The sequence below is a fragment of the Rathayibacter sp. AC451 genome (assembly GCF_979253095.1).
Genome location: NZ_CEEDBD010000001.1, coordinates 1,943,632 through 1,958,708, shown reverse-complemented (window position 1 = coordinate 1,958,708; position 15,077 = coordinate 1,943,632). Strand labels below are relative to the sequence as shown.

Here is a 15,077-nt window from a genome sequence, read left to right as displayed (position 1 = left end):
TGAGTGCCTACAGGAGGCGCGGAGCCGCCGGCACCCGTGGCGGCAGCTCCACCAGCCGCACGTCGTGCAGCGCGCCCGCCTCGGCCACCGCTGTCAGGTAGGTGCACGCGGGCTGGCGGCGTCGATCCGTCGGCGAGCCCGGATTGAGCAGGCGCATCCCCGCCGGGCTCGTCGAGTCCCAGGGGATGTGGCTGTGCCCGAAGACGAGCACGTCGGTGTCGGGGTGCGCGGCGTCGGCGCGGGTCTCGCGTCCCGACGCCGCGCCCGTCTCGTGGACCACGGCGACCCGCAGGCCGCCGACGACCGCGTGCGCGACCTCGGGCAGGCGCGCGCGCAGCCCCTCCGGGTCGTTGTTCCCCCACACCGCGAGCAGCCGTGCAGCACGCGCCTCGAGCGCATCGAGGGCGGCCTCGTCGACCCAGTCGCCCGCGTGCACGACCAGGTCGGCCTCGTCGACGGCGCGCCAGACCTCCTTCGGCAGCTCCTTCGCCCGCTGGGGCAGGTGGGTGTCGGCGAGCAGGAGGAGGCGGACGGGTCCGTCCAGCCGCGGGGGAGCGCCGGCCGCGTCCGGGACGAGCAGCGCCATCAGTGCGCCGGACCCGGGGTGGGCTCGACTCCGCCCTCGGAGCCGGGCGCCTCGGGGGAGTCCGAGCCGGACAGCCGGGCGTCGAGCGCGTCGAGCGCGGGGACGAACCACAGGTGGTCGCCCCGGTTCGACTCGACGACGAAGTCGTGGAACGCGCTTGAGTCCGAGACGGCGGCGGTGATGTCGCCGATGACGACGAGGCGCTTGCGGTAGTTGACGAGCTTCTGCACGAATTCGCCCGCGACTCCGGAGCGCAGGCGGAAGAACTCGGGGTCGAGGCGGCCGACGGGCACGACCACCGTCTCGACGTCGCCGTCGTAGGTCCCGGCGACGAGCGCGAGCGCGTCCTCGGGGGTGGAGAGTGCTGGCCCGTCGTCGTCGACGAGGAGGAGGGGGACGCCCTGGCGGGTCTCGGTGCGCATCGCCCCAGTCGATCACGGCGGACCGACGAGCGCCAGGGCCCGGCGCCGCCTCAGTCCTCGGCGCGGAAGGCCCGCAGCCGCAGGCTGTTCAGCACGACGAACACGCTCGAGAACGCCATCGCCGCTCCCGCGACGAGGGGGCCGAGCAGCCCCGCCATCGCCAGCGGGATCGCCGCGACGTTGTACGCGAAGGCCCAGAAGAGGTTGCCGCGGATGACGCCCAGCGTCCGGCGGCCCAGGCGCAGAGCGTCGGGCACCCGGGCGAGGTCGTCGCCGACGAGCGTGATGTCGCTCGCCTCGATCGCGGCGTCGGTGCCGGCGCCCATCGCGATGCCGAGGTCGGCCGCCGCGAGGGCCGCCGCATCGTTCACCCCGTCGCCCACCAGCGCCACGCTGCGCCCCTCGGAGCGCAGGCGCTCGACGACCGCGAGCTTCTCCTCCGGGAGCACCTCCGCGATCACCTCGTCGATGCCGACGGCGGAGGCGACCGCCGCGGCCGCGCGCGGGTTGTCGCCGGTGAGCAGGAGCACGCGCAGTCCGCGGCGGCGCAAGGACGCGACCGCCCGCGAGGCCTCGGCCCGCGGCTCGTCGCGCAGCACGGCGAGACCGCGCAGCTCGCCGTCCCAGCCGACGCCGACGACGGTGCCGCCGCTCTCCCCGGCCCGGTCGGCCTGCTCGGCGAGGGCGCCGGGCGCGAAGCCCCACTGCTCCTCGAGCCAGCGCAGGCGGCCCGCGACGACCAGGCGCCCCTCGACGCGCGCCCGCACGCCGAAGCCGGCGCTCGCGCGGAACCCGCTCGCCTCGGGGACGACGAGACCGCGCTGCTCGGCGCCGCGGACGATCGCCGCGGCGAGCGGGTGCTCCGAGCCGCGTTCGACGGCCGCGAGCATCCGCAGCGCCTCGTCGCCGCTCGCGTCGACGACCTCGAAGGCGCCGGTGGTGAGCGTGCCGGTCTTGTCGAAGACGACCGTGTCGATCCGCCGGCTGCTCTCGAGGACCTCGGGTCCGCGGATCAGGATGCCGAGCTGCGAGCCGCGGCCGGTGCCGACGAGCACCGCGGTCGGAGTCGCGAGGCCGAGCGCGCACGGGCAGGCGACCACGAGCACCGCGACGGCCGGCGAGACGGCGGCCGCGAGCTCGGCGCCGGTCAGCAGCCAGCCGACCAGGGTGGCCAGCGCCAGCACGACGACGACGGGGACGAAGACGGAGGAGACGCGGTCGGCGAGGCGCTGGATGCGCGCCTTGCCCGCCTGCGCGTCCGAGACGAGGCGGCCCATCCGGGCGAGGACGGTGTCGGAGCCGACGCGGTCGACCCGCACCGTCAGCACCCCGTGGGCGTTCAGCACACCCCCGGCGAGAGCGGATCCGGGACCCGCCTCGACCGGGACGCTCTCGCCCGTGAGCATGCTCGCGTCCACCGCGCTCGAGCCCTCGAGCACCGTGCCGTCGGCGGCGACGACCTCGCCCGGGCGCACGCGGATCCGGTCGCCGACGGCGAGCGAGGCCGCCGGGACGCGCTCCTCCGCGCCCTCGGCGGTCACGCGCACCGCGTCCTTGGCCCCCAGATCGAGCAGCGCGCGCAGGGCCGCCCCGGCGTCGCGCTTCGAGCGCGCCTCCAGGTACCGGCCGGCGAGCACGAAGACCGGGACGGCGGCCGCGACCTCCAGGTAGATCTCGTCGTGGCCCGAGCGGGAGCCGAGCAGCTCGACGGGCATGCTCATCCCGGGGCGCCCGGCGTCGCCGAGGAAGAGGGCGTACAACGACCAGCCGAACGCCGCGAGCACGCCGAGGCTGATCAGCGTGTCCATCGTCGTCGAGCCGTGCCGCAGCGCCCTCACCGCGTTCCGGTGGAACGGCCACGCCCCCCAGACGGCGACCGGCGCGGCGAGCATCAGGCACAGCCACTGCCAGTTCGCGAACTGCAGCGGAGGGATCATCGAGAGCACGACGACGGGTGCGGCCAGCAGCGCCGAGACCCTCAGGCGCGTGCGGAGGGTGCGGCGCTCGAGGTCGTCGGGATCCGCTGCGCCGTCCGGTCGCCCGGGCTCGTCCGTCCGGGCCGCGGGCACCGTCGCCGTGTAGCCCGCGGACTCGACCGCGGCGATCGCGTCGGCGGCCGTCGTGCCCTCCGGCAGCACGACGGTCGCGCGCTCGAGAGCGAGGTTCACCGTCGCGCTGACTCCGGGCAGCGCCACCAGGCGCCGCTCGACCCGGGCGACGCACGAGGCGCAGGTCATCCCGCCGATCGCGAGCTCGAGCGAGGCCGCCTCCCGGGTCGGCACGTCAGGAGAGGGGCGCGAGGCGGTAGCCGGCGTCGGCGACGGCGGCCGCGATCTCCTCGCGGCCCAGCGGACGCGACGAGCCGACGGTGACGGCCGAGACTCGCTCGGGCGAGAGCGAGACGTCGACACCGGTCACCTCGGGGTAGGCGGCGAGCTCCTCCGTCACACTGCGCACGCAGTGCTCGCAGGTCATGCCGGCGACCCCGAACGTCTGCACCGAGGGCGCGATCATCGTGGCGCCGGCGCCGCCGTGCGCGTCCGCGTGGCCGCCGCAGGCGCAGCCGCCCGCCGAGCCGCAGGAGCCGCCGGCGACGGCGTCGCCGGTCGCCTTCGCGGTCAGGCCGAGGTCGAGTCGAGTGGTCATGTCGGTGCTCCTCGTGGTGGCGGACCCGGTCCGCCGCCGTCGTGGTCGGATACCCCCAGGGGGTACTCCCATCGTAGGTCGGGGAGGGCTCTCGGGCAAGACGCGGCACGACGGAGGAGAATCGAGCCGTCATCGCGACGGGAGGAGGGGACGTGGACGCAGGTGCACCGCCGCCGTGGGGCGCTCCGACCCGGGAGTCGACCAGGGGACCCGTCCGCGCAGCGCCGCTCCCTCCGCGCACCCGGTTCGAGCCGACCGTGCTGCTCACGTCTCCGGGCGAGCTGCTGCGCCTGCGCGAGAGCGTGCGCTCGCGGATCCACCACGCCGCGCCCGCCCGCCAGCGCAGGCTCGCGGAGCTGGCCGACGTGGGCGAGGGCTTCGCCGTCCTCGGCGCCCGGGAGCTCGAGCGGTCGCTGCGCCGGGCCGCGGCCCCCGCCGCCGCGCGGCGCCCCGACTCCGTCTCGGTCGTGGCCCTCGGCTCCGACGGTCCGGCGCTCGCCGCCGAGCGCGCCGACTCCCTCCCGATCGCCCGCTGGGACGACGTCGCGTCGGTCCAGGTGGCCACGGTCGCCCTCGGTGCCCGGCGGGTCCGCGCCCTCGCGCTCGGGGTGCTCGCCCCGGCCGGCGCCGGCGCCGCACAGTGCTGGTCCCGCTGGTCGTGGCCTCGCCCGGTCCGCTGGGCTGGGGCGTCGCCGACGACCGCACCTTCCTCCGCGCCCACGACCGCCTCCTGGCCGCGTGGCCGGGGAGCGGCTCGTGAGGGCCCGCCTCCCGTACGCGCTCGCCGCGGTCGCGGCGCTCGGCCTCGGTCTCGCCCTGCGCTTCCTCCTCGTCGGCCTGATCGCCGACGTCGCGGGCGGCGTGCTCTACGTCGTGCTCGTCGCCCTGCTGGCGGCGGTCGTCCTGCCGGCCCTGGCGGGGCTCCCGGCCGCGGGCATCGCCCTCGCGTGGTCGATCGCGATGGAGCAGCTGCAGGCGATCGGAGTCGCCGAGCGGCTCGTCGACGCGTGGCCGCCGCTGCGCCTGGTCGTCGGCAGCACCTTCTCCTGGATCGACATCGGCGCCTACGTCCTCGGTGCGGTCGTCGCCGCCGCGGTGCTGATCGCCGTCGCTCCCAGGGCGCGTCCCGAGGAGGATCGGCCCCTCGTCTAGGGTGAGCGGATGGAGGCGAAGCACAGCCGCGACCGGCGCACGGACCGGCGCATCCCCGAGCCCGTCGACCGGTTCGCGACCGGCGAGGACTTCCCGGAGTACCGGGTCGATCTCGAGCGGATCCGCTTCTCGCCGTACTTCGCCCGGCTCTCGGCCGTCACGCAGGTCATCTCGCCCTCGGGGGTCGGCCAGGTCGTCCACAACCGCCTCACCCACTCCATCAAGGTCACGGCCGTCGCCCGGGCGATCGCCATGCAGCTCACGACCACCGATCCCGCCCAGCGCGAGCTGGTCGAGCGGCTCGGCGGCTGCGACCCGGTCGTCGTGCAGGCCGCGGCCAGCGCGCACGACCTCGGCCACCCTCCGTTCGGGCACCTCGGCGAGCAGGCGCTCGACCGCCTCGCACGCGAGCGGCTGGGCCTCGAGGAGGGCTTCGAGGGCAACGCGCAGTCCTTCCGGATCCTCTCGGAGCTCGACGTCTGCGAGACCGTCGAGGCGGGTCTGAACCTCACCGCCGCCTCCCGCGCCGCGGTGCTGAAGTACCCGTGGGGGCGCACCGTCTGCCGCCCGGACATCGCGTCGGCCGATCCCACCGAGCTGCCCCGGGGCTCGACCGCGAGCCGCTGGGAGACCGCGCCGCCCAAGTTCTCGGCCTACACCCTCGACCTCGACGACATGCTCGACGCCCGCGGCACGTTCGAGGCGATCGCGCCCTGGCAGCAGACGCTCGAGTGCTCGGTGATGGACGTCGCCGACGACATCGCCTACTCGCTGCACGACCTCGACGACTTCTACCGCGCGGGGGTGCTGCAGCAGGCCGCGGTGGCGGTGGAGTTCCGCGCCTTCCTGCGCGAGCAGAACGCGCTCGCCGCCCTCGACGCCGCCGAGCTGTGGGCCCGAGCGCCCGGGCACTCGCTCGAGATGCTCCGGCGGCGCCTCGTCGCGCGCGACCCGTGGATCGCGAGCGACGAGTACTTCCGCTCCTCCGTCGAGCGCGTCTCGGCCGAGCTCGTGGAGGGGCTGCTCGCCGTGCCGTTCGACGGGTCCACCCGCACGGAGCGGGCGATCGAGGCGTTCGTCTCGTCGTGGATCGGCCGCCTGCAGCGGTCGGTGCTCGTGCTGGCCGAGCCCAACGTCCGCTCGGGGCACGTGTCGCTGCTCCCGGACGCCTGGCACGACGTCGCCGTGCTCAAGTTCGTGCACACCCGCTTCGTCATCGACCGCCCCGATTTCGCGACCTACCAGCGCGGGCAGTCGCGGGTGCTCGAGACCCTCGTCACCCACCTCGACGACTGGCTGGAGGACCCGCGCGACGGATCCCGCGCCCCGCAGAAGCTGCTGGACCTGATCGAGCTCGCCACCGACGGGTACTTCCGGCTGCGCGCCGACCGGCCCGAGTGGCTGCCCGCGGGAGAGAGGGGCCGCCCGCGCGTGGACACGGAGTCGCTCCGGCGCCTGGGCCGCGCCCGCGGCATCGTCGACTACGTCGCGACCCTCACCGACGAGCAGGCGATGGCGCTCGCCGCGCGGCTGCGGGGCGACCGCGAACCCTGGGCGATGGGCACCTGACGCCGCTCGCCGGGGAGGTTGACAGCGGGGGCGCGGTGTGGCCGTACGCCGCGATCCGCGCCGTTCCGGGCGGGAGGGGCCGCGGAGGGGGTTCCCACGGCACTCAGCGGCCGTCCAGGATTCACTGAGTGAACGAAAGCGTAAAATCATCGCGGCACCTGCCACGATCGACAACTCGACAGGGAGTTCCGTTGGACGGAAACGCAACGACCACGCACCGCAACGTCGCGTTGCTGTCCGTCGCGACCACCATCGCCCCGCGCGTGACGACCTCCGAGGAGATCGACGCGCGCTTGGCGCCGGCTCTGAAGCGACTCCGCCTGCCCACCGGGCTCCTGCAGCGGGTCGCCGGCGTGCACGAGCGCCGCAACTGGGGCGAGGACCAGACCTTCGACGCGGCGGCCATCGACGCCGGGCGTCGCGCGCTCGAGGAAGCAGGGGTGCGGCCCGACCAGATCGGGCTGATCATCAACACCTCGGTCACGCGCAAGCACCTCGAGCCCTCCGTCGCGGTGCGCCTGCACCACGGCCTGGGCCTGCCGTCCTCGGCGATCAACTTCGACATCGCCAACGCCTGCCTCGGCTTCGTCAGCGGCATGACCCTCGCGGCCCAGCTGATCGACTCCGGCCAGATCCGCTACGCGATGATCATCGACGGCGAGGACGCCGACGAGATCCAGGTCAACACGATCGAGCGACTCAGCCGCGACGGCGTCTCGCGCAAGGACTTCATGAGCGAGTTCGCCAGCCTCACCCTCGGGTCGGGCGCCGCGGCCGCCATCCTCGGCCCGGCCGATGCGCATCCGAAGGGGCACCGCCTCCTCGGCGGCATCACCCGTGCCGCCACCCAGTTCAACGAGCTCTGCGTCGGCAGCGTCGACGGCATGTTCACCGACGCGAAGGCCCTGCTCAAGGGCGGCATGGAGCTCGTCGTCTCCGCCTGGAAGGAGGCGAAGCGCGACTGGAAGTGGAGCGGCATGGACCGCTACATCATGCATCAGGTCTCGGAGGTGCACACCAGCGCCCTCGTCAAGGCCGTGGGCTTGGACCGCGACCGCGTGCCCACCACCTACGCGCTGCTCGGCAACGTCGGCCCGGCCTCGATCCCGATCACCCTCGCGCAGGAGTCGAAGACCCTGCAGCCCGGCAACCGCGTGCTGCTGATGGGCGTGGGCTCCGGCATCAACACCGCGATGCTCGAGATCGCCTGGTGACCCCGCCCGCCGGTCCCCACCCGGCCGCGCGGATCCGCTCCGCGCTGGGCTCCACCGCACCGGCGCAGCTGCCGCCGCCCGGGCTCGAGGGGCTCGACCCGTCGTGGTCGCGGCTCGTCGACGCACCGGACGTGCACGGCGACCCGCGCCGCTGGCACCTGCTCGACACGGGGGAGGCCCTCGGCGCCGAGCCCGTCGGCACGATCCTGTGCGTGCACGGCAACCCGACCTGGTCGTACCTCTGGCGCCGACTCGCCTCCGCGACCCTCGAGGCGGCCCGTCGCGGCGGGCCCGCGTGGCGCGTCGTCGCCGTGGACCAGCTCGAGATGGGCTTCTCTGAGCGCACCGGCGCTCTGCACACCCTCGCCGACCGGGTCCGCGAGCTCTCGAACCTCACCGATGTGCTGGGCCTGGACCGCGACGTCGTCACGTTCGGGCACGACTGGGGCGGAGTCGTCTCGCTCGGCTGGGCGGTCGACCACCCGGACGCGCTCTCGGGTGTCATGCTCCTGAACACCGCCGTGCACCAGCCGGACGGTGAGCCGATCCCGGCTCCGCTGCGCCTCGCGCTCGCGTCCGGCGTCCTCGGAGCCTCCACCGTCGGCACTCCGGCGTTCCTCGAGACCACGCTCGCGATCGCGCACCCCGCCCTTCCCGCCGCCGTGAAGGAGGGGTACCGCGCGCCCTACCGAGGAGCGGAGCGACGGGGCGGAGTCGGCGGGTTCGTCGCCGACATCCCGGTCGACGCCGCGCATCCGAGCCACGGCGAGCTGAGCCGGATCGCGGCCGGCGTCTCGGGCCTCGACGTGCCTGCGCTGATGCTCTGGGGCCCGCTGGACCCGATCTTCTCGGACCGCTACCTCGACGACCTCGTCGACCGCCTGCCGCACGCGCAGGTGCACCGCTTCGAGGGCGCGGGCCACCTCGTCGCCGAGGACGTGGACTACGCCTCGGCCGCGCTGACCTGGCTCGGCGACGTCTTCTCCGGAGCGGGCGCCGCGCCGGACGTCCGTCGGCCGACCGCTCCGATCGAGCCGCTCTGGCGCCACCTCGAGACGCACGCCGACGACGACGCTCTCGCGCTCGTCGAGATGGCGCCGCCCGGCGGCGCCGGGCCGCGCCGCGTGTCCTGGCGCCTGCTCTCCCGCCGCGTGCACGAGCTCGCCGCAGGGCTCCGCGCCTCGGGGGTGCGGCCGGGAGACCGCGTCTCGCTGCTCGTCCCGCCCGGCGCCGATCTCACCGCGCTGCTCTACGCGTGCCTGCGCATCGGAGCCGTCGTGGTCGTCGCCGACGCCGGGCTGGGCCTGAAGGGCCTCACCCGCGCCGTCCGCGGCACGTGGCCGGATCTCGTGGTCGGTGCTCTGTCGGGCCTCGCGGTCGCCCGCGCGCTCGGCTGGCCCGGCGGCCGCGTCTCGACGCAGACCCTTCCGCGCGCCTCGGCCGCGGCCCTCGGCATCGACTCCTCGCTCGGCCAGCTGATCGAGCTCGGGCGCGCCGAGCTCGCCGCCGACCCCGGGCTGCTCGCCGAGTCGCCCGCGGCCGACGACGTCGCCGCGATCCTCTTCACCTCGGGCTCCACCGGTCCCGCCAAGGGTGTCGTCTACACGCACCGGCAGCTCGCCGGCGTCCGCGACGCCCTGGCCCGCCAGTACGGGATCGGGCCCGGCACGGGTCTCGTGGCCGGCTTCGCTCCGTTCGCGCTGCTCGGGCCCGCGCTCGGAGCGCGCTCTGCGACTCCCGACATGGAGGTCACCGCCCCGCGCACGCTGACCGCGACCGCCGTCGCCGCAGCGGCCGCGCAGGTCGAGGCCACCGTCGTGTTCCTCTCGCCCGCGGCGCTCGCGAACGTGGTCGCCACCGCCGACGCGCTGACCGCAGAGGATCACCGCGTCCTCGCCGACGTGCGGACGTTCCTCTCGGCCGGCGCCCCCGTCTCGGAGGGGCTGCTCGCGCAGGCGCAGGCGCTGATGCCGAACGCGTCGGCGCGCACCCCCTACGGCATGACCGAGGGACTGCTGCTCACCGACGCATCGCTCGAGGGCATCCGCGAGGCCGCCGCCGACGACGATCCGCGCGGCGGCGTCTGCGTGGGCGTCCCCGCGGCGGGCGTGCGCGTGCGCATCGCCCCGCTCGACGCCGACGGACGCGCCTCCGACTCCGTGGAGGAGCTCGTCGGCGTCACCGGCGAGATCGTCGTCTCGGCCGGGCACGTCGAGGACCACTACGAGCGCCTGTGGCTCACCGACCGCACCGCCCGCATCGGGGCCGTGCCCGGTGAGCGCTGGCATCGGACGGGCGACGTCGGCCGCCTCGACGCGCAGGGCCGCCTCTGGGTCGAGGGCCGGATGCCGCACGTCGTCGTCACCGCCGAGGGCGTCGTGACGCCCGTGGGTCCGGAGCAGCGCATCGAGGCGCGGGTCGCCACCGTCGCCCGCGCCGCGATCGTCGGAGTGGGGCCGCGCGGCACCGCCCAGCTCGTCGCGGTCGTCGAGCGGAGGGACGCCGTCGCGCGCACCCGCCTCGCCGACCCCGGGCTCGCGGCCGAGGTCCGCGCCGCCGTCGGCGCTCCCGTCGCGGCGGTGCTCGTCGTGCCGGCACTGCCGACCGACATCCGGCACAACTCCAAGATCGACCGGGCCGCGCTCGCGCTGGGCCGGGGCGATCCTCGCCGGTGGACGGATGACGGCGCCGTGACGGTCCTCGTCACGGGCGCCAGCGGGCTGCTCGGCGGAGCGGTCGCCGCTCTGCTCGCCGCCGAGGGCCACGACGTCCGCACCTTCCAGCGCCGGCCCTCCGGGGTCGCGGGCGTCGAAGACGCGCGCGGCTCGCTGACCGATCCGCGCGCCGTGGAGCAGGCGCTCGACGGGGTCGACGGCGTCGTGCACCTCGCCGCCAAGGTCTCGCTCGCGGGCGATCCGGGCGACTTCGATCGCGTGAACGTCGACGGCACGCGCCGCCTGCTCGCCGCTGCCCGCCGCGCCGGCGTGAGCCGCTTCGTGCAGGTGTCCTCGCCGTCGGTCGCCCACTCGGGCTCCTCGATCACGGGCGACGACGCCGAGCCGGCCGATCCCGACCGCGCGCGCGGCGACTACGCCCGCACGAAGGCGCGCGGCGAGCTGCTCGCTCTGGCGGCCGACGAGGCCGGCTTCGCCGTCGTCGCGGTGCGGCCGCACCTGGTCTGGGGCCCCGGCGACACGCAGCTCGTCGCCCGCATCGTCGAGCGGGCGCGCACCGGGCGGCTCCCGCTGCTGGGCGACGGCCAGGCGCTCATCGACTCGACCTACCTCGACAACGCGGCGTCCGCGATCGTCGCCGCCTTCCACCGCGCCCCGGAGGTGCACGGGCAGGCCTACGTCGTCACGAACGGCGAGCCGCGACCGGTCGCCGAGCTGCTCGCGGGCATCTGCCGGGCGTCCGGCGTCCAGCCGCCGAGCTGGTCGGTGCCCGCCTCCGTCGCCCGAGCCGCGGGCTCGCTCGTCGAGCGGGTCTGGGCGGTCCGGCCGGGCGCGGACGAGCCTCCGATGACCCGCTTCCTCGCCGAGCAGCTCTCGACCGCGCACTGGTTCGACCAGCGCCGCACGCGCGCCGACCTGCAGTGGACGCCGTCGGTGTCCCTCGACGAGGGACTCGCCCGGCTGGCGGAGGCGTCGCGCTGAGGCGGCGCCCCCCTCGGGCCGGACCGGCTCGGTCCGCGAGGATCTCGGTCCGCCCGCGAGGACCTCAGTCCGCGAGGATGAGGTACAGTGCCCGCCGCGCCTCGTCCAGCTTGTCGGAGGCCGCGGCGCGCTGAGCGTCGGAGGCCCCGCGGAACTGCTGGATCACTCCCATCAGCTTGCCGACGTTCTCCATGAACGCGCGGTCGCCGTCGCTCGCGCCGGGAGTCGCCTCCCAGGCGGCCGCGAGCTCGTCGGCGTGCTCGCGCACGTAGGTGCCGCCCGCGTCGGTGAGCTGGTACTCGGTGCCGCGGCCCTCGCCGACGGCCGTGATGAGGCCCTCGTCGACGAGCTGCTGGAGGGTGGGGTAGACGGAGCCGGGGCTGGGACGCCAGGCACCGCCGGTCTTCTCGGCGATCGCCTTGATCAGGCCGTAGCCGTTCGAGGTGGTCTCGGCGAGGAGGGGAGAGGAGGGCCGCGCGGACGTCGCCGCGCCGGGCGCGTCCTCCGCCGCGGCCCGGTCCGCCGAAGGGTCCGCCGAAGCCGGGGCCGAAGCCGGGCCCGAAGCCGAAGCCCGGTCCGAAGCCGCGCCCGTGGCCGCCGGGGCCGCGGCGCTCGCGCCGACCCGGGTGGTCGTGACCGCCGCGTCGGGGGTCGTCGTGGGGCGCGCCGTCGTGGCGCGAGGAGTCGTGGTCGGGGAAGAAGTTCCTGGCGGTCATGTCTGATCTGCTCTCGTTCGTGTGGATGCCTTCCGGTATCCGGTCGCCCGTCTTCGAGCGAGTGCTCTTCGATCCGTCGGCGATGCGTTAAAGATATATCGCTACTGTTCGCGAAGTCAAGACCGATATCCTGATCGCGATGCACACCGACGATCACGACCTCGCCGCCGTCCTCGACTCCACGCTCCTGACCGGGGCCGTGCTCACCGATCGGGCGAGCAACCTCGGCAACCTCCGCAAGCTCGCCGCCCGCGACCCCGCCCACCTCTACGGCGTCGACGTCGCCGAGCACTGGGATCTCGACAGCCTCCTCGCCCTGATGGGGGAGCGCGTCGGCATCAGCACCGACCCCGCCTTCGAGAGCGGGCAGGACCGCATCGACGTGCGGCTCACCCTCGCCCGCCTCGACGCCTACCGCCGCCGCTTCGCGGAGTCGGTCGAGCGCGGCGACCTGCTCCTCTTCGCCACCGCCCATCCCGCGACCCTGATGGACCTCTACCGCCGGCTCGCCACCGCCGCGACCGAGGCGGGCGCGCAGGTCCTGGACGTCAACGCGCTGCCCTTCGCGGGCGCCGACCGCATCCGGGTACCGCTGGCCGACGAGCACCAGTTCCTCTGGTGCACCGGCGGGGTCACCTGCGTCTACCGCGGCGGGAGCCTGCTGCACACCCATTCGCCGGAGCCGATGAACGCCCTGCTCGACCAGCTGGACGCCCTGGGGATCCGCCCCGACCTCGTCGTCGCCGACCACGGCTGGGCCGGCGCGGCCGGGCGCCGCGGCCTGCCGACGATCGCGATCGCCGACTGCAACGATCCCGCGGTGTTCGTCGCCGAGGCGCAGGGCTCGGTCGAGGTCGTGGTGCCGATCGACGACGGCCTCGCCGTGCACCTCTACGAACCCGTCCTCCGGTACGTCCTGGCAGCCCTCTCCGAGCCCGGTCCCGGCTCCGACTCGTAGACTCGTCACTTCCCCACCCCTCTGCAGTCGGAGCATCCGTGACCCAGCCCCTGGACGGCGTCCTGCCGCGCTTCGCCGTCGGAGTCGACATCGGCGGGACGTCGATCAAGGCGTCCCTCGTCGACGTGACCACCGGAGAGAGGGCCGCGCGCCGCTTCGCCGTCGCCAACCCGCTGGGCAAGGAGCCCGAGGACTTCGCCGTCGCCATCGCCGGCATCGTCCGCGACGTCTCGCCCATCGCGGGCACGCCCGTCGGAGTCGGGTTCCCGGGCATCGTGCGCGGGGAGTGGTCCGCCAGACCACCCACGTCTCGCAGCGCTGGGTCGGCCTCGACGCGCAGGCGCTCCTGTCGGAGGCGACCGGCGTCGACGTGGTCGTCGTCAACGACGCCGATGCGGCGGGAGTCGCGGAGCGCGAGTTCGGCGCGATGCGCGATCGCGAGGGGCTGCTCCTGCTGACCACCCTCGGCACCGGCATCGGCACTGCGCTCGTGCACGAGGGGGTCGTCATCCCCAACTCCGAGCTCGGCCACGTGCACATCGACGGCCCCGACTTCGAGCCGCGCGTCGGCTTCTCGGCGGTGCGCCGCGAGGGCATCACGCTCGAGGAGTGGGCGGGGCGCCTCAGCGTCTACTACCGCCACCTCGAGATGCTGCTCTCGCCGCAGCTGTTCGTGATCGGAGGAGCGGCAGCGCACGTCTTCGACGAGTTCGCCGGCTTCCTCGACATCGGCACCGAGATCGTCCCGGCCCGCTTCGGCAACGACGCCGGCTTCACCGGCGCCGCCATGGTCGCCGTCTCGCCCGACCGCCTCGCCCCCTGGTACCGCTCCACGAGCGGCGCCCGCCTCGACCCGGGCGCCCCGGCCGTCCTCGACTGACCGGCCCGGCCTCCGCCCTCCGTGTCGGCCGCCACTGTGCCGAGGGAACCCCGGACCGTCGAGGGAACCCCCGGGAGCGGGCTCCCTCGACGGTCGGGGGTTCCCTCAGCGGGACAGCAGCCGCCTGTAGAGGTCGTCCAGGCGCTCGGCCGCGGCCGGCCACGAGTGCGCGGCGGCCCAGGCCGTGCCGCCGCGGCCGAGCCGGGCGAGCTCCTCGGGCCTGCGCAGCAGGCCGAGGACCGCGTCCGCCCAGACGTCCGGGTCGGCGGAGTCGACGAGCACGCCGCTCCTGCCGTCCCGCACCGCGTCCACCAGGCCCGTCGTCCGGCGCGCCACCACCGGAGTGGCCGAGGCCGCGGCCTCGAGCGCGATCAGCCCGAAGGTCTCGGCCGCCGACGGCACGAGTGCGAGCCGGGCGCTGCGGAGCCGCCGCGCCACCTCGTCTCGGTCGGCCACTCCGTCGAAGCGCACGTCGGCCTCGACGCCGAGGGCGCGCGCCGCGGAACGCACGGCGGCCAGGTACTCCTCGCGTCCCGGAGCGGGCCCCCCGACGATCCGCAGGAGGGGTCGCTCGGCGGCGGGCATCCGCGCCAGCGCCTGCACGGCGAGCAGCTGCCCCTTGAGCGGCTGCACCCGGCCCACCAGCACGATCTCGTACGGGCGGTCCTGCGCACCCGGGTGGAACCGCGCCTCCACCCCCGGCGGCACGACGACGATCCGCGACGGATCCACGCCGTACCCGCCCTCGACGTCCGCGCGCTCCGCCGACCCTGCGACCACGACCGCATCGGCCGACGCGAGCACCGAGCGCTCGGCGTCGATCCGCTCGGCGGGCTCCGGCACGTCGCCGGGCGCGAGCCGGGCGTTCTTCGCCAGCGAGCTCGAGTGCATCGAGTGCACGTGCGGCAGCCCGGTCAGCGCGCCCGCCAGGCCCGAGACCCAGTAGTGCGAGTGCACGACGTCGGCACCGGCCGCCGCTCGCGCGAACTCGGGCGTCGACGCCGCGAGAGCGTACTTGTCGCCGGCCTCCACGGGCACGCCGACCACCTCGACTCCCGGAGCGAGCGTCCTCGTCCCGGAACCGCGGGTCAGCACGACGACGTCCCAGCCCCGCCGCGCGAGCTCCGGCAGCACCGCCGCGAGGTACACGTTCATGCCGCCCGCGTCACCCGTCGAGGGCTGCTCGAGGGGGGAGGTGTGCGCCGAGACGACGGCCAGACGGGGCATCCGACCATCGTACGGAGGCGTCGCGCGTCCACGGATCCCGGCCCGCGGCTC

Annotated in this window: 11 protein-coding genes and 2 pseudogenes; 7 read left to right on the top strand and 6 right to left on the bottom strand. The window is 75.2% G+C overall.

The features are described from left to right. Positions 1 to 7: 7 nt before the first annotated feature. Genes AC0CID_RS09360 through AC0CID_RS09345 form a run of 4 tightly spaced genes read right to left on the bottom strand, consistent with a single transcriptional unit; the run spans position 8 to position 3,654 of the window. Positions 8 to 586: a metallophosphoesterase family protein gene (locus AC0CID_RS09360; protein WP_465226581.1), complete on the bottom strand. Its 579-nt coding sequence runs from the start codon at positions 584 to 586 to the stop codon at positions 8 to 10. Beyond that, complete coding sequence (locus tag AC0CID_RS09355) at positions 586 to 1,008, bottom strand: DUF4180 domain-containing protein (protein WP_465226580.1); 423 nt, start codon at positions 1,006 to 1,008, stop codon at positions 586 to 588. The genes AC0CID_RS09360 and AC0CID_RS09355 overlap by 1 nt, the downstream gene beginning before the upstream one ends. A 50-nt stretch (positions 1,009 to 1,058) precedes the next feature. After that, positions 1,059 to 3,290 (bottom strand): heavy metal translocating P-type ATPase, encoded by a 2,232-nt coding sequence (locus AC0CID_RS09350; RefSeq protein ID WP_465226579.1) that lies wholly within the window; start codon positions 3,288 to 3,290, stop codon positions 1,059 to 1,061. Between the two features lies 1 nt (position 3,291). Next, a complete protein-coding gene (locus tag AC0CID_RS09345) occupies positions 3,292 to 3,654 on the bottom strand; it encodes a heavy-metal-associated domain-containing protein (protein WP_465226578.1) in 363 nt (120 codons plus the stop codon). Positions 3,655 to 4,410: 756 nt separating this feature from the next. On the opposite strand from AC0CID_RS09345, the gene AC0CID_RS09340 reads away from it, so the two are divergent. The 5 genes and pseudogenes from AC0CID_RS09340 to AC0CID_RS09320 all read left to right on the top strand — a co-directional run bounded on the left by AC0CID_RS09340 (position 4,411) and on the right by AC0CID_RS09320 (position 11,245). After that, complete coding sequence (locus tag AC0CID_RS09340) at positions 4,411 to 4,806, top strand: DUF2809 domain-containing protein (protein ID WP_465226577.1); 396 nt, start codon at positions 4,411 to 4,413, stop codon at positions 4,804 to 4,806. Between the two features lie 9 nt (positions 4,807 to 4,815). Further along, positions 4,816 to 6,375: a deoxyguanosinetriphosphate triphosphohydrolase family protein gene (locus tag AC0CID_RS09335; protein WP_465226576.1), complete on the top strand. Its 1,560-nt coding sequence runs from the start codon at positions 4,816 to 4,818 to the stop codon at positions 6,373 to 6,375. Positions 6,376 to 6,566: 191 nt separating this feature from the next. Next, on the top strand, positions 6,567 to 7,589 hold the full coding sequence (locus AC0CID_RS09330) for a 3-oxoacyl-ACP synthase III (protein WP_207406081.1): 1,023 nt from the start codon (positions 6,567 to 6,569) through the stop codon (positions 7,587 to 7,589). A 32-nt stretch (positions 7,590 to 7,621) separates the two neighbouring features. Then, positions 7,622 to 10,283: pseudogene (locus AC0CID_RS09325) on the top strand (alpha/beta fold hydrolase). Next, complete coding sequence (locus tag AC0CID_RS09320; RefSeq protein WP_465226575.1) at positions 10,280 to 11,245, top strand: NAD-dependent epimerase/dehydratase family protein; 966 nt, start codon at positions 10,280 to 10,282, stop codon at positions 11,243 to 11,245. Before AC0CID_RS09325 ends, AC0CID_RS09320 begins: the two are co-directional and overlap by 4 nt. Positions 11,246 to 11,309: 64 nt before the next feature. Here the strand turns inward: AC0CID_RS09320 and AC0CID_RS09315 are convergent. Next, positions 11,310 to 11,961 (bottom strand): annotated as a pseudogene (locus AC0CID_RS09315) (PadR family transcriptional regulator). A gap of 139 nt (positions 11,962 to 12,100) precedes the next feature. Between AC0CID_RS09315 and AC0CID_RS09310 the strand changes: the two are divergent. Then, positions 12,101 to 12,919 (top strand): phosphatase, encoded by an 819-nt coding sequence (locus AC0CID_RS09310; RefSeq protein ID WP_465226574.1) that lies wholly within the window; start codon positions 12,101 to 12,103, stop codon positions 12,917 to 12,919. A gap of 286 nt (positions 12,920 to 13,205) precedes the next feature. After that, positions 13,206 to 13,799 carry an ROK family protein gene (locus tag AC0CID_RS09305; protein ID WP_465226573.1) on the top strand — a complete coding sequence of 198 codons (594 nt, stop codon included), beginning with the start codon at positions 13,206 to 13,208 and terminating at the stop codon, positions 13,797 to 13,799. Between the two features lie 105 nt (positions 13,800 to 13,904). Here AC0CID_RS09305 and AC0CID_RS09300 read toward each other — a convergent pair whose 3' ends face one another. Next, positions 13,905 to 15,026 carry a glycosyltransferase gene (locus AC0CID_RS09300; RefSeq protein WP_465226572.1) on the bottom strand — a complete coding sequence of 374 codons (1,122 nt, stop codon included), beginning with the start codon at positions 15,024 to 15,026 and terminating at the stop codon, positions 13,905 to 13,907. Positions 15,027 to 15,077 lie beyond the last annotated feature (51 nt).